This window comes from Pseudomonas sp. GZD-222, from assembly GCF_049310525.1.
Taxonomy (GTDB): Bacteria; Pseudomonadota; Gammaproteobacteria; order Pseudomonadales; family Pseudomonadaceae; genus Aquipseudomonas.
Map to the genome: position 1 here is coordinate 1 of NZ_JBMOWO010000142.1, position 22,349 is coordinate 22,349.

General features: G+C 60.0%; 20 protein-coding genes and 2 tRNA genes. 10 read left to right on the plus strand and 12 right to left on the minus strand.

Annotation, left to right across the window (positions count from 1 at the left end; translation table 11 throughout):
- Window positions 1–115: 115 nt before the first annotated feature.
- The 4 genes from ACO6VD_RS26045 to ACO6VD_RS26060 form a co-directional block, all read right to left on the minus strand.
- Window positions 116–192, minus strand: a tRNA-Met gene (locus ACO6VD_RS26045).
- A gap of 93 nt (window positions 193–285) precedes the next feature.
- Window positions 286–2,706, minus strand: a complete 2,421-nt coding sequence (locus ACO6VD_RS26050) for a TonB-dependent siderophore receptor (RefSeq protein WP_422422748.1) — start codon at window positions 2,704–2,706, stop codon at window positions 286–288.
- Window positions 2,707–2,810: 104 nt separating this feature from the next.
- Entirely contained in the window at window positions 2,811–3,755 is a 945-nt protein-coding gene (locus ACO6VD_RS26055) for a FecR family protein (RefSeq protein WP_422422749.1), read from the minus strand.
- Complete coding sequence (locus ACO6VD_RS26060; RefSeq protein ID WP_422422750.1) at window positions 3,752–4,273, minus strand: RNA polymerase sigma factor; 522 nt, start codon at window positions 4,271–4,273, stop codon at window positions 3,752–3,754. The genes ACO6VD_RS26055 and ACO6VD_RS26060 overlap by 4 nt, the downstream gene beginning before the upstream one ends.
- Before the next feature lie 174 nt (window positions 4,274–4,447).
- On the opposite strand from ACO6VD_RS26060, the gene ACO6VD_RS26065 reads away from it, so the two are divergent.
- From ACO6VD_RS26065 to ACO6VD_RS26080, 4 genes are all read left to right on the plus strand, one after another.
- Window positions 4,448–5,665, plus strand: a complete 1,218-nt coding sequence (locus ACO6VD_RS26065; RefSeq protein WP_422422751.1) for an MFS transporter — start codon at window positions 4,448–4,450, stop codon at window positions 5,663–5,665.
- Between the two features lie 77 nt (window positions 5,666–5,742).
- A complete protein-coding gene (locus ACO6VD_RS26070; RefSeq protein WP_422422752.1) occupies window positions 5,743–5,886 on the plus strand; it encodes a hypothetical protein in 144 nt (47 codons plus the stop codon).
- Between the two features lie 122 nt (window positions 5,887–6,008).
- Entirely contained in the window at window positions 6,009–7,166 is a 1,158-nt protein-coding gene (locus tag ACO6VD_RS26075; protein ID WP_422422753.1) for an MFS transporter, read from the plus strand.
- Window positions 7,167–7,281: 115 nt separating this feature from the next.
- The gene (locus tag ACO6VD_RS26080; RefSeq protein ID WP_422422754.1) at window positions 7,282–9,891 is read left to right on the plus strand and encodes a hypothetical protein; all 2,610 of its coding nucleotides are present in this window, start codon (window positions 7,282–7,284) and stop codon (window positions 9,889–9,891) included.
- A gap of 101 nt (window positions 9,892–9,992) precedes the next feature.
- Here the strand turns inward: ACO6VD_RS26080 and ychF are convergent, their stop codons facing one another.
- From ychF to ACO6VD_RS26120, 8 genes are all read right to left on the minus strand, one after another.
- Window positions 9,993–11,093, minus strand: coding sequence for a redox-regulated ATPase YchF (gene ychF, locus ACO6VD_RS26085; protein WP_400171913.1), 1,101 nt, complete (start codon window positions 11,091–11,093; stop codon window positions 9,993–9,995).
- A gap of 21 nt (window positions 11,094–11,114) precedes the next feature.
- A complete protein-coding gene (gene pth / locus ACO6VD_RS26090) occupies window positions 11,115–11,699 on the minus strand; it encodes an aminoacyl-tRNA hydrolase (protein WP_038614756.1) in 585 nt (194 codons plus the stop codon).
- Window positions 11,700–11,773: 74 nt separating this feature from the next.
- Window positions 11,774–12,373, minus strand: a complete 600-nt coding sequence (locus ACO6VD_RS26095) for a 50S ribosomal protein L25/general stress protein Ctc (protein WP_400171914.1) — start codon at window positions 12,371–12,373, stop codon at window positions 11,774–11,776.
- A 138-nt stretch (window positions 12,374–12,511) separates the two neighbouring features.
- Window positions 12,512–13,453, minus strand: coding sequence for a ribose-phosphate pyrophosphokinase (locus ACO6VD_RS26100; RefSeq protein ID WP_028944092.1), 942 nt, complete (start codon window positions 13,451–13,453; stop codon window positions 12,512–12,514).
- Between the two features lie 47 nt (window positions 13,454–13,500).
- Window positions 13,501–13,575: transfer RNA gene (locus ACO6VD_RS26105), tRNA-Gln, on the minus strand.
- 34 nt (window positions 13,576–13,609) lie between these two features.
- On the minus strand, window positions 13,610–14,455 hold the full coding sequence (ispE, locus tag ACO6VD_RS26110; RefSeq protein WP_422422755.1) for a 4-(cytidine 5'-diphospho)-2-C-methyl-D-erythritol kinase: 846 nt from the start codon (window positions 14,453–14,455) through the stop codon (window positions 13,610–13,612).
- A 1-nt stretch (window position 14,456) separates the two neighbouring features.
- Entirely contained in the window at window positions 14,457–15,074 is a 618-nt protein-coding gene (gene lolB / locus ACO6VD_RS26115) for a lipoprotein insertase outer membrane protein LolB (RefSeq protein ID WP_274295325.1), read from the minus strand.
- 4 nt (window positions 15,075–15,078) lie between these two features.
- Window positions 15,079–16,803 carry a tetratricopeptide repeat protein gene (locus ACO6VD_RS26120; RefSeq protein WP_422422756.1) on the minus strand — a complete coding sequence of 575 codons (1,725 nt, stop codon included), beginning with the start codon at window positions 16,801–16,803 and terminating at the stop codon, window positions 15,079–15,081.
- 176 nt (window positions 16,804–16,979) lie between these two features.
- Here ACO6VD_RS26120 and hemA point away from each other — a divergent pair, with 176 nt between their 5' ends.
- The 6 genes from hemA (at window position 16,980) to ACO6VD_RS26150 (ending at window position 22,342) form a co-directional block, all read left to right on the plus strand.
- Window positions 16,980–18,257 carry a glutamyl-tRNA reductase gene (hemA, locus tag ACO6VD_RS26125; protein ID WP_400171920.1) on the plus strand — a complete coding sequence of 426 codons (1,278 nt, stop codon included), beginning with the start codon at window positions 16,980–16,982 and terminating at the stop codon, window positions 18,255–18,257.
- Complete coding sequence (gene prfA / locus ACO6VD_RS26130; protein WP_422422757.1) at window positions 18,254–19,336, plus strand: peptide chain release factor 1; 1,083 nt, start codon at window positions 18,254–18,256, stop codon at window positions 19,334–19,336. Before hemA ends, prfA begins: the two co-directional genes overlap by 4 nt.
- Entirely contained in the window at window positions 19,337–20,167 is an 831-nt protein-coding gene (gene prmC, locus ACO6VD_RS26135; protein ID WP_422422758.1) for a peptide chain release factor N(5)-glutamine methyltransferase, read from the plus strand.
- The gene (locus ACO6VD_RS26140; protein WP_422422759.1) at window positions 20,161–20,916 is read left to right on the plus strand and encodes a molybdopterin-synthase adenylyltransferase MoeB; all 756 of its coding nucleotides are present in this window, start codon (window positions 20,161–20,163) and stop codon (window positions 20,914–20,916) included. Before prmC ends, ACO6VD_RS26140 begins: the two co-directional genes overlap by 7 nt.
- Window positions 20,909–21,709 carry a glutamate racemase gene (gene murI / locus ACO6VD_RS26145; protein ID WP_422422760.1) on the plus strand — a complete coding sequence of 267 codons (801 nt, stop codon included), beginning with the start codon at window positions 20,909–20,911 and terminating at the stop codon, window positions 21,707–21,709. The genes ACO6VD_RS26140 and murI overlap by 8 nt, the downstream gene beginning before the upstream one ends.
- 114 nt (window positions 21,710–21,823) lie before the next feature.
- The gene (locus ACO6VD_RS26150; protein ID WP_422422761.1) at window positions 21,824–22,342 is read left to right on the plus strand and encodes an acyloxyacyl hydrolase; all 519 of its coding nucleotides are present in this window, start codon (window positions 21,824–21,826) and stop codon (window positions 22,340–22,342) included.
- Window positions 22,343–22,349 lie beyond the last annotated feature (7 nt).

Sequence of the window (22,349 nt, forward strand, 5' to 3'; positions counted from 1 at the left end):
CCCCGCGATGCGGTGTAGTAGGTAGGCCGCCATCGCGGGGCAAGCCCGCTCCCACCACTGAAATACAGGCAGCAAAAAAAAGGGCCTACCTTGCGGTAAGCCCTTTTTCGGTACTTGGTGGCTACACAGGGACTTGAACCCCGGACCCCAGCATTATGAATGCTATGCTCTAACCAACTGAGCTATGTAGCCAAGTGGCGCGCATTATTCGCTCGAAACGAAGTTGTGTCAACACCTCTTTTCAAAAAATTTTACGCGCGATCAACCGCTTAGCCGTTTATCGGCTCAGAAGTCGTATTTGAACGTGGTCATCAGGTTACGCGGAGCACCGTAGTTGCCGTAGGACGACGCCATGGAGAAGTACTCGCGGTCGAAGGCGTTGTTGAGGTTGACGGTGGCGCTGAGGTTTTTGCTGATGTCGTAGCGCGCCATCAGGTTGACCAGCGCGTAGCTGCCCTGGGTGAAACCGTGCAGGTCCTGGCCGGTTTTGCTTTGCCAGTTCACCCCACCGCCGACGGTCAGTTTGTCGAGCATGCCCGGCAGGCGGTAGCTGGTGAAGGTCTTCAGGCTGTGGCGCGGCGTCAGGGTGGCGATGCGTTCATCCTGATTGTCGGTGGTCAGGGTATAGGCGTACCCCGCCGACGCCTGCCAGCCGTCGGCCAGCTCGCCATTTAGTTCCATCTCCAGGCCTTTGGAGGTGGTGTCCTGTTTGGCCTCGTAGACATTATCGTGTTGCCAGATCGCCAGGTTGTCCTGTTCAAGCTTGAACAACGCCAGGCTCGAGTTCAGCTTGCCATCGTAATGACTGCCCTTGACCCCGACTTCGTAGCCAATGCCTTCCATCGGATCGAGTGGCCGGTTGTTTTCATCGGTCACCCATGAGGCCTGCGGGTTGAAGATTTTGGTGTAGCTGGCATACAGCGCCCAGGTTTCGTCGAGGTCGTAGACCACGCCGGCGTAAGGGATGAAGACGCCGGATTCTTTACGATTGACCTCGGTGGTCGCGCCACCGTAAGGGCGATCTTCGGTGTCGCGCTTCCAGTCGATCACCCGGCTGCCGAGGATCAGCTTGAGGTCGTCGGTCAGGTGCAGGCGCGAAGTGAGGTAGGCGGCGTACTGGGTCTCTTCCATCGAGGACTTGCCGCTGATGGTCCAGTCGGGCTTGGGCTGTTTGCCGTCCCAGTCGAAGATGTTATCGATGGCCGCACCGGGTGTTGCGTTGTAGTCGTAGCGCCAGCCGCCCCAGCTCGGAACGTTTTCGTTGTAGCGGGACAGGGTCACGCCGCCGATCAGCTCATGCTCGCGATTGAACAGGCTGAACGGGCCCGTCACATAGACATCGAGGTTGTCCTGACGCGGGGTGCCGGAGAAGCGCACCGGCAGTTGGCTCAGGCCGCTGCCGTCGGGTTGCAGGTCACCCATGACAAAGCCGAACACTTCGTCGAATTTGTTCTCGGAATGGCTGTATTCGATCTTGCCGCTCCAGCCGTTGCCCAGTTGCTGTTCCACCGAGGTGAAAAAGCTGGTCTGTTCGTGGTCGTTGTACGACCAGGTCGGCGCCATGTTGATCGAGCGCTTGAGGTCTGAGCGCTCACCGGTGCTGAAGCGGGTAGGCAGGCCGGTACGCAACGGTGAGTCGACGTCGGTGCGCTGGTAGCTGAAGCCCATGGTCAGCAGGGTGTCTTCGCTCAGGTCGAACTCGGTGATGCCGTAGAACAACTGGCTTTCCATCTTGTAGCGGTCAATCCAGGCCCCTTCGGTTTTGTAATCGGCAACCAGGCGGCCACGGATATTGCCCGTCTCGGTCAGCGGCCCGGAAACATCGAAACCGGTGCCGTAGCGGTCCCAGGTACCTGCAGAACCGGTGATGCTGGCCTGACCTTCGGCGGTCGGGCGTTTACGAATCAGGTTGATGGTCGCTGACGGGTTGCCCATGCCGCTGATCAGACCGCTGGCGCCACGCACGATTTCGACGCGGTCGTACATCGCCATGCTCTGGGTGTAGTTATCCATCCGCGAGATGGTCGGCACACCGTCGATCTCGTAGTTCTGGATAACGAAGCCGCGCGAGTAGTAGGTGTCGGTTTCAGCACCCAGGCCGTCGCGAACAACGATGACCCCTGGCGTTGCTTCCAGTGCATCGCTGAGGTTGGTCAGGCGCTGGTCGTCCAGGCGCTGGCGGGTCATCACGGTCAGCGACTGCGGGGTTTCCTGCGGCGTGAGGTTAAGGCGCGTCGAGCTGCTGGAGGAGTAGGTGGTGTAGAGCCCGGTGCCTTCGGTGGTCGAGCCCGGCGCTTTGCCGGAAATGCTCAGGGCATCCAGTTGCAGGGTGCCGCCCAGGTCCATCGGCAGATCGATGACGAAGCTGCTGGCATTGGGTTGGCTCAGGCGTGCATTGCTGCCGGCGGTGAGCGCTTCGAGTGCTTGGGTCGGACTTAGCGTGCCCTGTACACCGGGTGAGGTGCGGCCTGCCAGCTGGCTGGCGTCATAGATGACCTGCAGGCCGCTCTGGGCGCTGAACTGGTCCAGGGCGTCAGCAAGCGGCTGGGCCTTGATGCTGAACGTCACACGCTGTGCCTGGGGCTGCGTCTGGGCAACCTCTGCTGCCTGTACAGGCAACGCCAGCGCAGCCGAGAACAGGGTGGCTGCGAGCATGGCGCGGGCCAGTGGCTGACGTGGGAAATCAAAATCGCGTGGGTACTGCATGTGTCCTCCCCCAGAGAATACAAATGGTAATGCTTCTTATGTGGAGGTGTGACGCAGCAGAATCGGGAATTACCGAATCCCCGCACAATTATTTTCACTTAAGGTCAGCGGACGATGATCCACTGCCCGGCGACCGTGTTGATACGCAGGTTCTGGTTGCTGGCCAGAGCGTCGAGGGCGCTCTCGGCCTGGTCGAGGTTGAAGCTGCCGCTGACCAGGCGTCGCCCGACCTGTTCGTCGATGTACAGCAGACGGCTGCCCTGATAATCGGCAAGCTGCTCCAGGACCTGGCGCAACGGTACCTCGCGTGCCCGTAGCTGGCCGTCGCGCCAGGCCAGCAGGCGTTCGGCATCGACTTTCTCGACCTGATCGAGGCGGCTGCCACGCAGGGTCAGGCGCTGACCAGGATCCAGCAGACGCTTGTCGCCACTACTGCTGCTGACTTCAACCTTGCCCTTGAGAAGGATGACTTCGTCATGATCACGGCCACGGCTGACCGAGAATCGCGTGCCCAGCACCTGTACCTGTGCATCATCGACGTCGACCACGAAGGGGCGGCCATCGTGGGTGACGTCAATGAACATTTGCCCTTGCACCAGGCGAATCTTGCGCACCGGTCCGCGCAGGTCGACATCCACGGCGCTGGCGCTGCCGAGCAGCAGCTTGGAGCCGTCGGCCAGTTGAATCTGTCGCCGTTCGCCGGCAGCAGTGGCGACATCGCTGTTCAGGCGTTGCAGCAGTGGCAGTTGCAGCATGACCAGGCCGCTGATCAGCAAGATACTCGCAGCCACCGCCCAACCGCCCCAGGAGCGCGGCGCAGAGCGGCGTTCGATTTTGTGCAGGCGGCGTGCCGGCAACTCCAGCTGTTGCCAGAACAGCTCGACCTCGGCAAAGGTCTGTGCATTCTCCGGGGTCAGGCGCCAAAGCTCGAAGGCCTGGCGCTCCTCGCTACTTAGGTCGTCAGCGCGCAGCCGGGTAAACCAGTCCAGCGCCTGTTGTTCGCGGTCGCCGGTTGCGGTTGATGGTGCTGAATTGGGCGATGGAGTCATGGCTGGTCAGTCTTGTTGCGGGCATGTAGGGCAGCCGCTGCGCAATGGCTCAGGGCTTTGTTCAAATGGCGCTCGACTGCACGTGGGTCCAGGCCCAGGCGCACGGCGATGTCCTTGTAGCTCAATTGCTCGACCCGGGCCAGCAGAAACACCTCGCGGGTCGGCGAGGGCAGTCCGTCGATCAGACGTTCAAGATGGTCAAGGGTATTTCCGGCCACGGCACTGCGCTCGGGTGAGGTTTCGTTGAGCAATTGTTCCAGCGCCTGCTCGTCGTTGACCCCGCGTACCTGGCTGCGCCGGGCATGATCAATGCTCAGGTTGTTGGCGATGCGGTAGAGAAAAGCACGCAAGTTGCCGACTTCGCCGCGCTCGCTGTGCATCAGGCGCACGAAGGCATCCTGCAGCAGGTCGCGGGCGGTTTCCCGGCAGCGCACACGGCGGGTCAGAAATGCCAACAGTTCGCTACGGTGACGCTGATAGAGCAGCGTTAGGCTGCGGTTGTCCTGATCGTTGGACATGGCGGACGCGGTGCTCTGAAAGGTCGGGAAGCAAAAGCTGGAAAACGGAGAAAATGCTAACGTTATTGAGAATTATTAACAAGTAGCACGAAGCAACGTTCGTCGAAAAGAATAGTGCGCTTGCTAACGAATTCTGGATAATTGGATCCCAACTACCGGATGGAAGACCTTGTCATGGCTGTAAGCAGTGCCTCGTCCATTTCCCCTGCAAGCGCCACGACTGCCCAGAGCAGTCCGCTGGTCATGCGCATCATTGCCGCGTGCGCCCTGGCGCACCTGATCAACGACCTGATCCAGGCCGTGCTGCCGTCGATCTATCCCATGCTCAAGGCTAACTACGGGCTGAGTTTTGCCCAGGTCGGGATGATTACCCTGACCTTCCAGATCACCGCTTCGCTGCTGCAACCTTGGGTGGGCTTCTACACCGACCGTAAGCCGATGCCGAATCTGCTGCCGCTGGGAACCCTCTGCACCCTGGTGGGGATCGTCATGCTGGCGTACGTCGGCAGCTTCCCGATGATTCTGCTGGCGGCGGCATTGGTGGGCATCGGCTCTTCGACCTTCCATCCGGAAACCTCGCGGATTGCCCGGCTGGCCTCGGGCGGGCGCTTCGGCCTGGCGCAGTCGACCTTTCAGGTCGGTGGCAATGCCGGCTCGGCTTTCGGCCCGCTGCTGGCGGCGGCGATCATCATTCCGTTCGGCCAGGGCAATGTCGCCTGGTTCGGACTGTTCGCGGTCTGTGCCGTACTGGTGACCTATGGCCTGAGCCGCTGGTACCGCGAGCACCTGAACCTGTTCAAGGCCAAGGCCGGTCAGGCTGCGACCCACGGGCTGTCGCGCGGGCGTGTAACCGCTGCGCTGGTGGTGCTGGGGCTGCTGGTGTTCTCCAAGTACTTCTACATGTCCAGCCTCACCAGCTACTACACCTTCTACCTGATCGAGAAGTTCGACCTGTCGGTAGCCAGTTCGCAGTTGCATCTGTTCCTGTTTCTCGGCGCCGTGGCTGCCGGCACATTCTTCGGCGGACCGATCGGTGACCGTATCGGGCGTAAAGCGGTGATCTGGTTCTCGATCCTCGGCGTGGCGCCTTTCACCCTGTTGCTGCCGTACGCGGATCTGTTCTGGACCAGCGTGCTGAGCGTGGTCATCGGTTTCATTCTGGCGTCGGCATTCTCGGCCATTGTCGTGTATGCCCAGGAGCTGGTGCCCGGCAACGTCGGCATGATCGCCGGGATTTTCTTCGGTCTGATGTTCGGTTTTGGCGGCATCGGCGCGGCATTGCTTGGCTACCTGGCCGACCTCAAAGGCATCGAGTACGTCTACAGCCTGTGCTCGTACCTGCCGCTGTTTGGCCTGCTGGCGATCTTGCTGCCTTCTACCGGTAAGCGCTGAAGGCTCAAGGACGGGCTATTGACGGGTGGCATGGCTTCTCCTAGAGTGCCGCCCATTACTTCCTGTGTAACTGACGTATGAGCCACCTGCGCCTGACATTCGCGCCACCTCAGCCGGTCATCCTGACCCGCGGCTGCGACTGGCCGAGCGATACCGTGCTCAAGCGTCGGCGCAGTGTGCTGTTCGCCTTTACCTTCTCGCCTCACCTTCACACCTCCTGACCTGGCGGCTGCTTGCCCGGTGTCCTGCCGTGGCCGAGCTCGCCTGTAGTGCATTTGATTTGGTCATGTATGCGCCTGCGCGGGTGCGATCTCGCACCTGCGTCGGTGAGTCTGGAGTTGTGATGAATACGCGTTTGTTGTCGGGTTTGTTGTTCGCTGTTTCGGTTGTGGGCTTCAGTCTGGGCGCGAGCTTGCCGCTGGTGTCCCTGCGTTTGCTCGATGCCGGGGCGAACACCCTGCAAATCGGCATCCTCTCGGCCATTCCGGCTGCGGGCATGATGCTCTCGGCATTCATGGTCGATGCCTGCTGTCGCCATCTGAGCCGACGTAATATCTACCTCTTGTGCTTCGGGCTGTGCACCTTGAGTATCGGCCTGCTCGAATGGGCGTTCTCCTCGATTTACCTGCTGGCGCTGCTGCGTCTGGGCCTGGGTATGGGCATGGGCATCGCGATCATTCTCGGCGAGTCCTGGGTCAATGAGCTGAGCGAGGAGCATAACCGCGGCAAGGTCATGGCGCTGTATGCCACCGCCTTTACCGGCTTTCAGATGCTCGGCCCGGCCATGCTGGCGCTGGTCGGGGCGCAGAGTGTCTGGGTGACAGCGGTGGTCACTGCCTGCTATGGCCTGGCGCTGGTGTGCATCGTGCTCACGGTGCCCAACGATCACGTCGAGCATGGCGAGGAGGGCGGCAAGAGCTTCTCCCTGGCTGGCTTTTTCCGCGTGGCGCCGGCGCTGTGCATGGGCGTGCTGTTCTTCTCGTTCTTCGATGCGGTGATTCTCTCGCTGATGCCGGTGTATGCCTCGAGTCATGGCTTTGCCATAGGAGTGGCGGCTTTGATGGTGACGGTGATTCTCACCGGCGACATGCTCTTTCAACTGCCTCTGGGCTGGCTGGCTGACCGTACGGAACGGACCCGGGTGCATTTGATCTGCGGCGTGGTGGCAATGCTGATCGGCCTGGCCTTGCCCTGGTTGCTGCAGGTGCAATGGCTGCTGTGGCCGGCGCTGGTGGTGCTGGGGGCGGTTGCCGGTGGCGTCTATACCCTGGCGCTGGTGCTGATCGGTCAGCAGTTCAAGGGCCAGGACCTGGTCACCGCCAATGCCAGTGTCGGGCTGTTGTGGGGCGTGGGCAGCCTGCTCGGGCCGTTGCTCAGCGGCGCCGCCATGGATGTTGCGCCCCATGGTCTGCCGATGGCGCTGACGCTCATGGCGGCGTTGTTCGTGTGCTTTGCCCGCAGTGCCAATCGCAAGGCGTATCGTCTAAGGGTTGTCGAGTAACCGGAGATAACTCTGCTCCAGCTTGCTTAGTGGCACCGTGCTGGCAAGACGCGCTGGCGATGCTTTACTTCAACTCACTCGGCATCCGCCCGAGCTGACGGGGGAGCAAGCGACCATGGCAGAGGGGCAGGAGACGGAGCAATACAAGACAGAGCGCGAGCGTACCGAAAAGCACCGCGAGCAACTGAGCCTTGAGCAGTACAAGGCGGAGCGCGAGCGCATCGAGAAACGCCGCGAGCAACTGGGTCTTGAGGACTACAGGCAGGACGCGAAGACCGGTCGGCCCTGGGGCCTGGCGTTGTCCGGTGGCGGCATTCGCAGCGCCACCTTCTGCCTCGGTGTGTTACAAGCGCTGGCCCGGGCCCGGCGCACCGATCAAGCAGAAGATATGCCCTTGCTTGCGCGTTTCGACTATCTCTCCACTGTCAGCGGCGGCGGCTACATCGGCTCGTTTTTTTCCAGCTTGTTCCTGCCCAACCGGTTGCGGGGAACTGCAGCGGGCCAGTCGTCGCAGTCACCTGCGGCTGCCGCCGAGGATGCCTATAAGGTATTTGAGTACGAACCACCGGGTAAAATCAGCTCGGCGACCGACTACTCCAGCCCGGAAATGCATATCGGTAGTGGCCCTGGCGCCTGGCTTCGGGAAAATGGGCGCTACCTGACGCCAACCGGTGGTGGCGACATGTTCTACGCACTGGCGATGACCTGGCGTAATTGGTTGTCGCTACATTTCGTGATTGGCATGCCGATGGTGTTGTCGCTGTCGCTGTTGTTCCTGGTGCAGACTGTTTTTGGCATTAACCTGTTTGTGTGGCCATTGGTGGCGCTCGTGTTGCTGGCGCTGCCATGTACTTTGGCTTATTGGTTGATCATTCCGGATGGCAGTCTGGACCGGCCACCGGTCCTCAGTAACCTGTCCTCCAAGGCGACGCTCGGGGTGACCGTCACACTTTTTGTGTTGAGCCTGTTCGCCAAGGTCCTCGGCGACTCGCCGAAGGTGGCGGCGTTAACCTTCTGCTTTGCGATCATCGCCGGGGCAGGGCTGCTCATCACGTCGTTACTGGTGCGTAAGCTCGCGTTGGACAGTGCGGGAAACACGTTGCGCAATTATCGCGTGCTGATTACCCGCTATCTCAGTGATGCAATCATCGCCGTGGTCACCTTGTTGTTCCTGGCAAGCATGGCTGCCTTGGCGCAAGAACTTTACAGCCTGCTGTTCAGGCAGTTCGGCCTGGCCAGTTTTGGCGTGCTGCCGATACTGATCTGGTTGGTGCGTCGGCAGGCACTGCTCAAGGACGAGAAAACACTGTCAGGCTGGATGCTGAAGTTACCGTTGGATGTGTTGGCGCTGATTGGCGGGGCCTTAATGGCAATGGTGGTGAGCCTGAGCTGGGCCTTGTTCGTGCTGTGGGTCGCGACCGATGGTAGCGACCAGGCATTGAGTGCCCAGGACAATCCCAGGTTGATGCTGTTGGGGGCGCTGGCTCTGGGGTTGACCGTTGTCGCTGGCAAGTTCGTTGGTTTCCTTAACACCTCATCACTGCACAACTTCTATGCGTCGCGTTTGACACGAGCTTACCTTGGCGCCTCCAACGGCAAGCGTTTCACTGCCACCCACGGTGGGAAAGTGATGAGTGTCGCCGAGCCACTGGCGGATGACGACATCGATCTGGACACCTATTACGGGACGCAGACGGCCGGCCCGCTGCACCTTATAAATGTGACGATGAATCTGACAGTGGACCCCGCCGAGCAATTGGTACAGCGAGACCGCAAGGGGAAACCGCTGTGCCTCGCACCTCATGACTGGACTGTGGGCGGGCGGTCGACGAGTTTTATGCTTGATGGCGTGATCTACCAACGCGATTCGAACCCTCACCAATCCTCGGAAATCATGCTACCCCTCACGCTCGGGCAGTGGGTAGGGGCCTCTGGTGCCGCTTTCAGCACCGGCTTGGGACGTACCACCAGCCTGGGATTGTCCTTGGCCCTGGGCCTCGCCAATGTACGCCTGGGCGTCTGGTGGCCCAGCCAGTTTCTCGATACAGGTAATAACCACTACGAGCGCAAGGACGATAGATGGGTGCGTCTATTCCCGACACAGTCCTACCTGTTCTACGAGTTCACCGCCCATTTCCACGGCTATCGCCGTGACTTGCAGTACCTTTCCGATGGCGGACATTTTGAAAACACCGCCGCCTACGAGCTGGTCCGTCGTGAGCGTGATGTCGAACTGATCGTGGTATGTGATTGTGGTTGCGATCCCTCTTACCAATTCGATGACCTGACCAACCTGGTGCGACTGGCCAGGATCGACCAGCGATTGGAGATTCGCGAAGACCCCAGTATTCAAGATCACGATGTTTTAAAACATGTATTCGGCAGTATCAGCGATTTCCAGAAGCCGCTCGCCGAGGGCAGCCAGAAGTGCGCGTTACTACTCGAGGTGATCGACTTGAACAATGAGGCCAACCCTCCGACGCCGGAGTGCCGGATTCTAGTGCTCAAGCCACGGATGATTGCCTCGCTGACGCCTGATGTCCTCAACTTTGCCCTGGCCAATGAAACATTCCCGAACCAGACCACCGCTGATCAATTCTTCGATGAGGCCCAGTTCGAAAGTTACCGTCAGTTGGGCCTGAGCATCGGTCGTTTACTGTTTGGCGAAAAAAACAAGGACAACACGGTGAGCCGTGCTTTGTGGGAACACCTGAATCTGCCATGACCATCAACGCTAGAATGCCGAATACGCAAAACCCCCGGATCACCGAGTGATCGCGGGGGTTTTTCAGATTCATCAAACGCCGTGAAATTCCACGGAAGCCGTCAGACGTTGAAGCGGAAGTGCATCACGTCACCGTCTTTGACGATGTAGTCTTTGCCTTCCAGACGCCATTTACCGGCTTCTTTCGCGCCGCCTTCACCCTTGTACTGGATGAAGTCGTCATAGGCGACCACTTCGGCACGGATGAAGCCTTTCTCGAAGTCGGTGTGGATCACACCGGCCGCCTGAGGAGCGGTGGCGCCGACGCGTACGGTCCAGGCGCGAACTTCCTGCACGCCTGCGGTGAAGTAGGTCTGCAGATTGAGCAGGCCGTAACCGGCACGGATCACGCGGTTCAGACCAGGCTCTTCGAGGCCCAGGGCCTCGAGGAACATGTCCTTCTCTTCGCCTTCGTCGAGCTCGGCGATTTCCGCTTCGATCTTGTTGCACACCGGTACCACGACAGCGCCTTCTTCTTCGGCGATGGCGCGGACCACGTCCAGGTGCGGGTTGTTGTCGAAGCCATCTTCGGCAACGTTGGCGATGTACATGACCGGCTTGCTGGTCAGCAGGTGGAAGCCACGGATCAGTGCCTTCTCATCGTCGCCCATGCTCTTCATCAGGCTGCGCGCAGGCTTGCCTTCAGTGAAGTGCGGGATCAGTTTTTCCAGAACGGCTTTCTGAGCCAGGGCGTCCTTGTCACCGCCTTTGGCGTTACGCGCGACCTTTTGCAGTTGCTTCTCGCAGCTGTCGAGGTCGGCGAAGATCAGTTCCAGGTCGATGATCTCGATGTCGCGCTTGGGGTCGACGCTGTTGGAGACGTGAATCACGTTCTCGTCTTCGAAGCAGCGCACGACGTGGGCGATGGCGTCGGTTTCGCGGATGTTGGCCAGGAACTTGTTGCCCAGGCCTTCACCTTTCGAGGCACCGGCTACCAGGCCGGCGATGTCGACGAATTCCATGGTGGTCGGCAGCACGCGGTTCGGCTTGACGATGGCCGCCAGGGCATCCAGGCGCGCATCAGGCATCGGCACGATGCCACTGTTCGGCTCGATAGTGCAGAAGGGGAAGTTCTCTGCCGCGATGCCGGATTTGGTCAAGGCGTTGAACAGGGTGGACTTGCCGACGTTGGGCAAACCGACGATGCCGCAATTGAAACCCATGGTAAATCCCTCTTCAAAGAGTCAGGCCTTCTGGCTGTGCAGCTCTCTCATCGCGCGCGTCCAATCGCCGGCGAGGATGTCCGGCAGCACGCCGAGGGCAAAATCGATACTGGCGTCCAGCTTTTCCTGTTCGGCGCGTGGCGCCTTGCCGAGGACAAAACCGGAGACCCTGCTGCTGTCACCGGGGTGGCCAATGCCAAGCCGCAGACGGTGAAAGTCTTGATTGTTGCCGAGCTGCGCAATGATGTCGCGCAGGCCGTTGTGCCCACCATGGCCGCCGCCTTTCTTGAGCTTGGCGACGCCGGGGGGCAGGTCGAGTTCGTCGTGGGCCACCAGGATGGCATCTGGCGGGATGCGGAAAAAGTTCGCCAGTGCAGCAACGGCTTGGCCGCTACGGTTCATGTAGGTGGTCGGAATCAGTAGACGAACGTCTTTGCCCTGATGGCTGAATTTAGCCGTCAGGCCGAAATACTTGCGGTCAGCAGTCAGATTGACACGCTGTGCGCTGGCAATGCGTTCTACGAAAAGAGCCCCTGCGTTATGCCGGGTCTGTTCGTATTCGGGGCCAGGGTTTCCCAGGCCGACGATCAGTTGGATGGCGGTCACGTCAGGGGCTCTTCCTTGGAGTTGGGGGTTACAGTGCGGGGCACTGTAACCCGATCAACGCCGGCGTGCTGAGATTACTCAGCAGCGCCTTCTGCAGCTTCAGGCGCAACACGCGGAGCGTGAACGTTGGCAACAGCCAGGTCGTTACCGTGAGCCAGAGCGACGAATTCAACGCCTTTCGGAGCTTTGAGGTCCGACAGGTGGATGATCGCGCCGACTTCGGCGTTGGCCAGGTCGACTTCGATGAACTCAGGCAGGTCTTTGGCTTCGCAGGAAACTTCGATATCGCCCACAACGTGGGAGATTTCGCCGCCTTTCTTGACCGGAGCTTCTTCGTTGATGAAGTGCACAGGTACTTTGGCGGTCAGTTTCTGGCCAGCAACAACGCGGACGAAGTCAGCGTGCATGATGAACTGCTTGGCTGGGTGACGTTGCATGGCTTTAACAACGACGTTTTCTTTCTTGCCGTCGATGTTCAGCTCGATAACGTGGCTGAAAGCAGCTTCGTTTTCGAACAGCTTGGCAACTTCTTTAGCCAGCATGGTGATCGAAACTGGCTCTTTGTCACCGCCGTAAACTACAGCAGGAACGGAAGAGGCGAGACGACGCAGGCGGCGGCTCGCACCTTTCCCCAGGTCGGTACGCGCTTGGGCGTTCAGGATGAAATCAGTCATTTTGTATCTCCAAAATAGCCATCTCCCGCAGGCGTTTGCGACCAGCGCCAAACGGGGTGGGCAAAAAAGCCCCGCCCCAACAACAGGTGTTGGGGCGGGGCGCTTTTCGTCAACGAGAGGCTCGCGAGGGAAAAACCCTCAGCGGAACATCGCGCTGATCGATTCTTCATTGCTGATGCGGCGAACCGCCTCAGCAACAACCGGTGCGATATCCAGTTGACGGATACGCGCACAGGCTTGTGCGGCAGCGGACAGCGGGATGGTGTTGGTCACCACCAGCTCGTCCAGCACGGAGTTCTCGATATTCTCGATCGCCCGACCCGACAGGACAGGGTGCGTGCAGTAGGCGTAAACCTTGGCAGCGCCGTGTTCTTTCAGGGCCTTGGCCGCATGGCACAGGGTGCCGGCGGTGTCGACCATGTCGTCGACGAGAATACAGGTACGTCCTTCGACGTCGCCGATGATATGCATCACTTCGGAGTGATTAGCCTTTTCACGGCGTTTGTCGATGATACCCAGATCGACACCCAGGGACTTGGCAACAGCACGTGCACGCACGACGCCGCCGATGTCCGGGGACACGATCATGAGGTTCTCGAAACGCTGGTCTTCGATGTCATCCACCAGAACGGGGGAGCCGTAGATGTTATCTACCGGAATATCGAAGAAACCCTGGATTTGGTCAGCGTGCAGATCGACAGTGAGAACACGGTCGATACCCACGACGGTGAGCATGTCAGCAACGACTTTGGCGCTGATTGCTACACGCGCCGAACGCGGACGGCGATCCTGGCGGGCATATCCGAAGTAAGGAATCACGGCTGTGATTCGAGACGCTGAGGAGCGGCGGAAGGCATCAGCCATCACTACCAGTTCCATCAGATTATCGTTGGTTGGCGCGCAAGTCGGCTGAATAATGAAAACGTCTTTACCGCGAACATTTTCATTGATCTCAGTGCTGATTTCGCCGTCGGAGAACTTACCGACAGAGACGTCACCGAGAGGGATATGCAGCTGACGTACGACACGCCGAGCCAGATCGGGGTTAGCGTTCCCCGTAAAGACCATCATCTTGGACACGCGCAGTACCTGAAGGCTGAGGGTATACCTGGATGAGTATAGGAAAATGGCAGGGGCGGCTGGATTCGAACCAACGCATGGCAGGATCAAAACCTGCTGCCTTACCGCTTGGCGACGCCCCTGTATCTGTTGCTGCGAGTACGTGGTACTCGATTCCTAGAGCAGACTTTGCAGCTTGCGATGCAACATCGAAACGTTGCTTCCTTTTGCTACAAATCCTGATTGGGTATCTGCAAGAAGGGCCAAAACTTTATCAGCTTCAGCTTTGCTTGGGAAGGCCCCAAACACACAACTTCCAGTTCCGGTAAGTCTAGCGTCCGTGAATTTGCTTAGCAAACTCAGTGAGTTACGTACTTCTGGGTAACTCTGCTCTACCACCGGTTGGCAGTCATTTCGACTGTTTCCCTTGGGAACGGGGCGCATCTTAAGGGGCAAGGAATCACGTGTCAACTGCGGATGTGAAAAAATTTCTGCTGTACTAACAAATACTTGCGGAACCAGTACGACATACCAGGGTTCTTCCGGGTCCGCGGGGGTGAGAATTTCACCGACACCTTCGGCGAAAGCCGCATGGCCACGGACGAATACCGGCACGTCTGCGCCCAGGCTCAGGCCCAGTTCAGCCAGCTGATCTTCGCTGCATTCAAGCTGCCACAAATGGTTGAGGCCGAGCAGGGTGGTCGCGGCATCCGAGCTGCCGCCACCGATGCCGCCGCCCATGGGCAGGATTTTTTTCAGCCAGATATCGGCCCCTTTACTGCAGCCGGTCAGGGCCTGCAGTTTAAGTGCGGCCTTGACGATCAGGTTGCTGTCATGGGGAACGCCTTCGATGTCGCTGTGCAGGCGGATTTCGCCGTCTTCGCGCACGGCAAACGACAGCTCATCGCCGTAGTCGAGAAACTGGAAGAGCGTTTCCAGCAGATGGTAGCCATCGGCGCGGCGACCAAGAATGTGCAGCATCAGATTGAGTTTGGCCGGGGCCGGCAGGGTCAACCGGGTCATATCAGTGCCCCAGCTGGCGCGGTTGCCAGTCCTTGACCACCAGGGTCACGTCGATATTTTGCCCGTGCAGCTTGAGGCGCTCGGGCAACCAGTAGCCGTTCTGTTCGGTATAGCTCAGGTACTGCACATCCCAGCCATCCTGCTTGAGGCTGGCCAGGCGACTGTCGCTGCCCAGGGTCAACTGGCTCTTGCTGTCCGGTGCGGGCAGGCCACGTACCCACCAGACCAGGTGCGATACCGGCAGCTCCCAGCCGAGCTGTTCTTCCAGCAGGGCTTCCGGGCTTTTCGCCTCGAAACGGCCCTGGTTGGCAACCTCGAGGACGACACCGCCCGGGCGGCCGGTCAGGCGTGCAGCGCCACGACCCAGCGGGCCGGACAGGCGAATGTCGTAATAGTCCTGGCGTTGCAGCCAGAACAACGTGCCGCTGCCGGAGTCTTTGGGCGCGCGGATGCCGACCTTGCCGTTGATCTGCCAGCCGTCCAGGGTGCTCAGCTGTTGTTTGTGTTCGCGCCACAGTTGTGGGCTGCCCTGGCCCTGAAGGGCCTCGCGGGAACCGAAGCCGGCACAGCCGGCGAGCAGGGCGATCAGGCTGAAAGTGATGCAGTGGCGCAAAAACATAGGCTTAAAGAGTCTCGGATCCGGTCAGGCGCAAGACGGTCTTGCGCAGGATAGGGCTGTCAGGTTGGGCTTCGAAGGCTTTGGCCCAGATCTGCCGTGCTTCGCGGCGCTTACCATTGGACCAGAGTACTTCACCCAGGTGGGCGGCGACTTCATGGTCGGGAAAACGCTCCAGGGCCTGGCGCAGCAGGCGCTCGGCTTCGTCGAGATTGCCCATGCGGTAGTTGACCCAGCCCAGGCTGTCGAGCACCGCGGGATCGTCCGGATTGATCTGATGGGCCTTGTCGATCAATGCCTTGGCTTCGGCATAGCGGGTGGTGCGATCGGCCAGGGTGTAGCCCAGGGCGTTGAGGGCCATGGCGTTTTCCGGTTCGCGGGCGATGATGCTGCGCAAATCCTTTTCCATCTGGGCCAGGTCGTTGCGCTTTTCCGCCAGCATGGCGCGGGTGTACAACAGGTTGTTGTCGTCGGGGTATTGCTTCAGTGCTTGTTCCAGCACTTGCAGGGCCTGTGCATCCTTGTCGTTGTTGCCCAGGGCCTCGGCCTCGATCAGGTACAGCTGGATGGCATAGTCGGGCTGGGTGTCGCGGGCCAGTGCCAGGCGCCGCGAGGCTTCGCTGCTGCGGCCATTGGCAACGAGGATATCGGCCTGGCGCAGTTGCGCCGGCAGGTAATCGTTGCCTGGGCCGACCTGGGCGTACTCGTCCAGGGCTGCTTGCGGCTGGTTACGTTCTTCATGGATGCGGCCCAGGTTCAGGTGCGCCGAGTCGACGTGGCTGTCGCGCTCGATCAGCTCTTGCAGATAGCCGGCGGCTTCGTCCCAGTTTTTGGTTTCCAGGCAAATGAGGGCCAGGGAATAACGCAGTTCATCGTCATCCGGGTACTGCTCGACCAGGCTGGAAAACTCGATCTTGGCGTCGTCCAGGCGATCCTGTTCCACCAGGGTACGGGCATAGGTCAGGCGCAGACGCTTGTCGTCTGGGTACTGGCGGATGGTTTTCTGCAGCAGCGGCAGGGCTTCTTCGCCACGGCCGACGCTTTGCAGCAGGCGCGAGCGCAACAGCACCGGGGCGATCTCGCCTTCTTCTGGCGGATGCTCCTCAAGCAGGGTCAACGCCGCATTGGAGTTGCCATCCTGTTGCAGCAGCAAGGCCTTGCCGAACACCAGCTGACCGTTGTCAGGGTATTTTTTCAGCAGGCGATCGAAGCTCTTCTGCAAGCCATCGCGGGTGTCCTGGTCGGTTTCAGCGGCCGACAGCGCCAAAAAGTCGAAATGAGTGTCGCCTTTGCCTTGTAGCACTTTCTCCATATAGACCATGGAGTCATCGTAGCGGCCAGCCCGGGCCAGCTGGATGGCCGCAGCGCGTTGGGCGTCGAGGTTGTCCGGGTCGTTTTTCGCCCAGATCAGCGCGGTATCCAGCGCGGGTTGATCAGCGCCCAGGTACTCGGCAATGCGGTAGGCGCGCTCGGAAACACCAGGATCCTGGGTTTTGATCGCTTCACTGACATAGTTGTCCAGGGCAATGTCGAAGCGATTGCGCTGGCCGGCAAGCTCCGCGCTCAACAGGTTGAAGACGGTTTCCTGGCTGAACGATCCATAGACCACAGGCTTTTCCGGCTGCTGCGCGGCATCGACGGCAGGCGCCTGGGTGTCCGTCGAATCGGGGGCCAGGGTCTGACAGCCCTGGAGCAGGGCAAAGGCAAGGAACAACGCGTAGGATCTATTCATAATGAGGATTTGGGCGGCTTACCAGCGGTCGGATCATCATGACACAAGCGTCGGGGCAAACCCATAAGCGAAGGTCTCGGTAGAGGTAGACTATAGAGACAATAGCGAGCGGTGGTTGTTCTGAAACCTGCGAAGTAGGACAATTATCGGCTTCCCGTCATTATCAGCGACCTTGCATGGCCTTTCTTGCCCTCGGTATCAACCATAAGACTGCCTCGGTAGACGTACGCGAGCGCGTGGCGTTTACTCCTGAGCAGCTGGTGGACGCCTTGCAGCAGCTCTGCCGACTGACCGCCAGCCGCGAGGCTGCGATCCTTTCGACCTGTAACCGTAGCGAACTCTATATAGAGCAGGATCACCTGGCAGCAGAGAGCATTCTGCGCTGGTTGGCCGAATATCATCAGCTGAGCCTCGATGAGCTGCGCGCCAGTGCCTATATCCACGAAGATCATGATGCAGTCCGGCACATGATGCGGGTGGCGTCCGGGCTCGACTCGCTGGTACTTGGCGAGCCGCAGATCCTCGGGCAGATGAAGTCTGCCTACGCCGTGGCCCGCGAAGCCGGTACCATCGGTCCGCTGCTTGGCCGTCTGTTTCAGGCGACTTTCAGTGCCGCAAAGCAGGTGCGGACCGATACGGCTATTGGTGAGAACCCGGTGTCGGTGGCCTTTGCTGCCGTCAGCCTGGCCAAGCAGATTTTCAGTGACCTGGGTCGTAGCCAGGCACTGCTGATCGGTGCGGGAGAAACCATTACCCTGGTGGCGCGGCACCTGCACGAGCAGGGCGTACGGCGTATTGTGGTGGCCAACCGCACGCTGGAGCGCGCCAGTACCCTGGCGGCGCAGTTCGGCGCACATGCCGTGCTGCTGGCAGATATTCCGCAAGAACTGGTTAATAGCGACATTGTTATCAGTTCCACGGCCAGCCAGTTGCCAATCCTCGGCAAGGGCGCGGTGGAAAGCGCGTTGAAGCAGCGCCGGCACAAGCCGATCTTCATGGTCGATATCGCCGTGCCGCGCGACATCGAGCCAGAAGTTGGTGAGCTGGACGACGTGTACCTGTATACCGTCGATGACCTGCACGATGTCGTCGCCGAGAACCTCAAGAGCCGCCAGGGCGCGGCCCAGGCTGCCGAAGAGCTGGTCTCGGTGGGCGCCGAAGATTTCATGCTGCGGCTGCGTGAGCTGGCCGCGGTGGATGTGCTCAAGGCGTATCGGCAGCAGAGCGAGCGCTTGCGTGACGAAGAATTGCAAAAGGCCCAGCGTCTGCTGGCCAATGGTGGCAGTGCCGAAGAGGTGCTGGTGCAACTGGCGCGCGGGTTGACCAACAAATTGCTCCATGCACCCAGTGTGCAATTGAAAAAGCTCTCTGCTGAAGGCCGCCTCGATGCGCTGGCCATGGCTCAGGAACTCTTTGCCCTCAATGAGGGAACCACGGATAAAACCCCGCAATGAAAGCGTCGCTGCTCAATAAGCTGGACACGCTCCAGGACCGTTTCGAGGAATTGACCGCCCTGCTGGGTGATGCCGAAGTCATTTCCGACCAGACCCGCTTTCGCGCCTATTCCCGTGAATATGCCGAAGTCGAGCCCGTGGCTGCGACCTACGCCCAGTGGCGCAAGGTGCAGGATGACCTGGCTGGCGCCCAGGCGCTGCTCAAGGACAGCGACCCTGACCTGCGGGAAATGGCCGTGGAAGAAGTGCGTGAAGCCAAAGAGCAACTGGTCGGGCTGGAAAACCAGTTGCAACGCATGCTGTTGCCCAAGGACCCCAACGATGGGCGCAACGTGTTCCTGGAGATCCGCGCCGGTACCGGTGGTGATGAAGCGGCGATCTTTTCCGGCGACTTGTTCCGTATGTATTCGCGCTACGCCGAGCGACGTGGCTGGCGTCTGGAAATTCTCTCGGAGAACGAGGGTGAACACGGCGGCTACAAAGAGATCATCGCCCGGGTCGAGGGTGATTATGTCTATGGCAAGCTGAAGTTCGAGTCCGGTGCGCACCGCGTTCAGCGCGTGCCGGAAACTGAATCCCAGGGCCGCATCCACACCTCGGCCTGCACCGTGGCAGTACTGCCCGAGCCTGACGAGCATGTGGCGATCGAGATCAACCCGGCGGACTTGCGCGTGGATACCTACCGTGCTTCCGGCGCGGGTGGTCAGCACATCAACAAAACCGACTCGGCGGTGCGCATCACTCACTTGCCTACCGGTATTGTGGTCGAGTGCCAGGAAGAACGTTCCCAGCACAAGAACCGCGCACGGGCGATGTCCTGGCTGTCGGCCAAACTCAACGACATGCAGACCAGCGCCGCACAGAATGCAATCGCCAGCGAGCGTAAGCTGCTGGTGGGCTCGGGCGACCGTTCCGAGCGGATTCGTACTTACAACTATCCACAAGGCCGGGTGACCGATCACCGTATCAACCTGACCTTGTATTCGCTGGATGATGTTCTGGCCGGTGGTGTGGACGCCGTGATCGAGCCGCTGCTGGCTGAGTATCAGGCTGATCAACTGGCTGCACTGGGTGAGTAAATGACGATTATCGCCAGTCTGCTCCGCGCTGCGGAGCTACCGGATTCGCCGACGGCGCGCCTGGATGTGGAATTGCTGTTGGCCGCCGCCATCGGCAAGTCGCGTAGCTATCTGCATACCTGGCCGGAGCGGATTGTCAGCAGCGAAGCGGCGTTGACCTTTGCCGAGTATCTGCAGCGTCGGCGTAGCGGCGAGCCGGTGGCGTATATCCTCGGTCAGCAAGGTTTCTGGAACCTGGACCTGGAAGTGGCGCCGCATACCCTGATTCCGCGTCCGGATACCGAATTGCTGGTGGAGACGGCCCTTGAGCTGTTGCCGCTGACCCCGGTGCGCGTCCTCGATCTGGGCACCGGCACGGGTGCCATTGCCCTGGCCCTGGCCAGCGAGCGCGCCCAGTGGCAGGTCGTGGCGGTGGACCGCGTCCTTGAAGCCGTGGCCCTGGCCGAGCGCAATCGCCAGCGCCTGCAGTTGAACAACGTCCAGGTGCGCAGCAGTCACTGGTTCGACTCTGTCGCCGGCGAGCGCTTTGACCTGATCGTCAGTAACCCGCCTTACATCGCTGCCGAAGATCCCCACCTGGTGGCCGGCGATGTGCGTTTTGAGCCGAGCAGTGCGCTGGTGGCCGGTGCCGATGGTCTGGACGACCTGCGCATCATCATCAGCCAGGCGCCCGCACACCTGCTGCCGGGTGGCTGGTTACTGCTCGAGCATGGTTACGATCAGGCCGCTGCGGTGCGCGAGTTGCTGGCTCAGCACGACTTTGAGCAAATCGAAAGCCGCATCGATCTGGGCGGTCATGAACGTATCAGCCTGGGGCGACTGTCGTGCTGAGTGATCAGGAGCTGTTGCGCTACAGCCGGCAGATCCTCCTGGCTCAGGTCGATATCGACGGTCAACTGCGGCTCAAAGGCAGCCGGGTATTAATTGTCGGTCTTGGCGGCCTGGGTTCGCCCGTGGCGATGTACCTGGCGGCGGCGGGTATCGGTGAGCTGCACCTGGCGGATTTCGACACGGTCGACCTGACCAACCTGCAGCGTCAGGTGTTGCATGACACTTCCTCGGTGGGGCTGAGCAAGGTCGACTCGGCGTTGACCCGCTTGCAGGCGATCAACCCTGAAGTCCGTCTGCTCGCCCATCGTAGTGCCCTGGATGAAGACTCTCTGGCGGCTGCCGTGCAGGCGGTGGATCTGGTGCTCGACTGCACCGATAACTTCGCCACCCGCGAGGCGGTCAATGCGGCCTGCGTGGCGCAGCGCAAACCACTGGTCAGTGGTGCGGCGATTCGCCTGGAAGGGCAGTTGTCGGTGTTCGATCCGCGGCGCCCTGAAAGCCCGTGCTACCACTGTCTCTATGGTCATGGCAGTGAAGCCGAACTGACTTGCAGCGAAGCAGGGGTCGTCGGTCCACTAGTAGGTTTGGTGGGCAGCTTGCAGGCTCTGGAGGCGCTCAAGCTGCTGGCCGGATTTGGTCAGCCGCTAGTGGGCCGGTTGCTGCTGATCGATGCCCTTGGCAGTCGTTTTCGCGAGTTGCGCGTCAAGCGCGATCCGGGCTGTAGCGTCTGTGGCGGGCACGATGACTGAGCTGGCAGCAGCGCCGGTCGGCGTCTTTGATTCCGGTGTGGGTGGTTTGTCGGTGTTGGCCGAAATCCAGCGCTTGCTACCTCATGAATCGCTGCTGTACGTCGCCGACTGCGGAAACATCCCCTATGGCGAGAAATCCCCTGAGTTCATCCGCCAGCGCTGCCGCTTGGTCGCCGAGTTTTTTCGCGAGCAGGGCGCCAAGGCCATGGTGCTTGCCTGTAACACTGCCACCGTCGCTGCGGTCGCCGATCTGCGCGAGCAGTATCCGCACTGGCCATTGGTGGGCATGGAACCTGCGGTAAAACCTGCCGCTGCCGCGACCCGCAGTGGCGTGGTCGGTGTGCTGGCCACCACCGGCACGCTGCAGAGCGCCAAGTTTGCTGCCCTGCTCGATCGTTTTGCCAACGACGTTCGCGTAGTGACACAGCCTTGCCCAGGGCTGGTCGAGTGTATCGAAGCCGGGGATCTGGGCAGTCCGACCCTGCGTGACTTGCTTCAGGGGTATTTGCGGCCCTTGCTTGATGCCGGTTGCGACACCTTGATTCTGGGGTGCACGCATTACCCTTTCCTCAAGCCGCTGCTGGCGCAAATGGTGCCGTCCTCCATTGCCATTATTGACACGGGTGCAGCGGTCGCCCGCCAGTTGCAACGGCTGCTGGGCGAGCGGCAATTGCTGGCCGAAGGGCCGGCGCGCGATGCGCAATTCTGGACAAGTGCGAGCCCGGAACATTTGCGAAAGATACTTCCAATCTTGTGGAATAAATCTGACAGTGTGCGAAGCTTCACTGTGTAGAAAGTGCGATAAGCACTGACATTCTGATGAACTAACGTTGCGCCACCGGTTTCTATAATTTTGTCCAGCGAGACAGAAGAACCAACATTAGCATTAGGAAAAAGGACGTTTCTCATGAAGAAACTGCTTTGTTTGGCCGCACTTGCGGCCGTGACCCTGGGGCAATCGTTTACCACTCAAGCAGCAGATATTTCGTTTTCGGTTGGGCAGACCGGCGATTCGACCATGACCTATCGCCTGGGTCTGCAATCGAATTGGGACGTTAGTTGGTGGCAAACCAGCACGGGGCGGCTGACCGGTTATTGGGACGCTGGATACACCTATTGGCAGGGTGACGAGACGGCAAGTAACAACAGTCTTTCCTTTGCTCCGGTGTTCGTCTACGAATTTGCCGGTGAGTCGGTCAAACCTTATATTGAGGCCGGTATCGGGGTGGCAGCGTTCTCCAGTACGGAGATCGAAGACAACAAGCTGGGGTCATCTTTCCAGTTCGAAGACCGCATCGGCTTCGGTCTGCGTTTTGCCGGTGGACATGAAGTTGGCGTGCGCGCTATTCACTACTCCAATGCCGGGATGCAATCGCGTAACGACGGGGTTGAAAGTTACGCACTTCATTACCGCATGCCACTGTAATCCCTGC

What these genes read in the sequence shown, in the direction of transcription:
- lolB (WP_274295325.1), bottom strand. Translation starts at nt 15,074, where the DNA reads ATGTTTTTGCGCCACTGCATCACTTTCAGCCTGATCGCCCTGCTCGCC.
- ACO6VD_RS26150 (WP_422422761.1), top strand. Translation starts at nt 21,824, where the DNA reads ATGAAGAAACTGCTTTGTTTGGCCGCACTTGCGGCCGTGACCCTGGGG.
- ACO6VD_RS26050 (WP_422422748.1), bottom strand. Translation starts at nt 2,706, where the DNA reads ATGCAGTACCCACGCGATTTTGATTTCCCACGTCAGCCACTGGCCCGC.
- ACO6VD_RS26055 (WP_422422749.1), bottom strand. Translation starts at nt 3,755, where the DNA reads ATGACTCCATCGCCCAATTCAGCACCATCAACCGCAACCGGCGACCGC.
- ACO6VD_RS26080 (WP_422422754.1), top strand. Translation starts at nt 7,282, where the DNA reads ATGGCAGAGGGGCAGGAGACGGAGCAATACAAGACAGAGCGCGAGCGT.
- murI (WP_422422760.1), top strand. Translation starts at nt 20,909, where the DNA reads ATGACTGAGCTGGCAGCAGCGCCGGTCGGCGTCTTTGATTCCGGTGTG.
- ACO6VD_RS26075 (WP_422422753.1), top strand. Translation starts at nt 6,009, where the DNA reads ATGAATACGCGTTTGTTGTCGGGTTTGTTGTTCGCTGTTTCGGTTGTG.
- ispE (WP_422422755.1), bottom strand. Translation starts at nt 14,455, where the DNA reads ATGACCCGGTTGACCCTGCCGGCCCCGGCCAAACTCAATCTGATGCTG.
- ACO6VD_RS26060 (WP_422422750.1), bottom strand. Translation starts at nt 4,273, where the DNA reads ATGTCCAACGATCAGGACAACCGCAGCCTAACGCTGCTCTATCAGCGT.
- hemA (WP_400171920.1), top strand. Translation starts at nt 16,980, where the DNA reads ATGGCCTTTCTTGCCCTCGGTATCAACCATAAGACTGCCTCGGTAGAC.
- ACO6VD_RS26120 (WP_422422756.1), bottom strand. Translation starts at nt 16,803, where the DNA reads ATGAATAGATCCTACGCGTTGTTCCTTGCCTTTGCCCTGCTCCAGGGC.
- ACO6VD_RS26070 (WP_422422752.1), top strand. Translation starts at nt 5,743, where the DNA reads ATGAGCCACCTGCGCCTGACATTCGCGCCACCTCAGCCGGTCATCCTG.
- ACO6VD_RS26095 (WP_400171914.1), bottom strand. Translation starts at nt 12,373, where the DNA reads ATGACTGATTTCATCCTGAACGCCCAAGCGCGTACCGACCTGGGGAAA.
- ACO6VD_RS26065 (WP_422422751.1), top strand. Translation starts at nt 4,448, where the DNA reads ATGGCTGTAAGCAGTGCCTCGTCCATTTCCCCTGCAAGCGCCACGACT.
- prmC (WP_422422758.1), top strand. Translation starts at nt 19,337, where the DNA reads ATGACGATTATCGCCAGTCTGCTCCGCGCTGCGGAGCTACCGGATTCG.
- ychF (WP_400171913.1), bottom strand. Translation starts at nt 11,093, where the DNA reads ATGGGTTTCAATTGCGGCATCGTCGGTTTGCCCAACGTCGGCAAGTCC.
- prfA (WP_422422757.1), top strand. Translation starts at nt 18,254, where the DNA reads ATGAAAGCGTCGCTGCTCAATAAGCTGGACACGCTCCAGGACCGTTTC.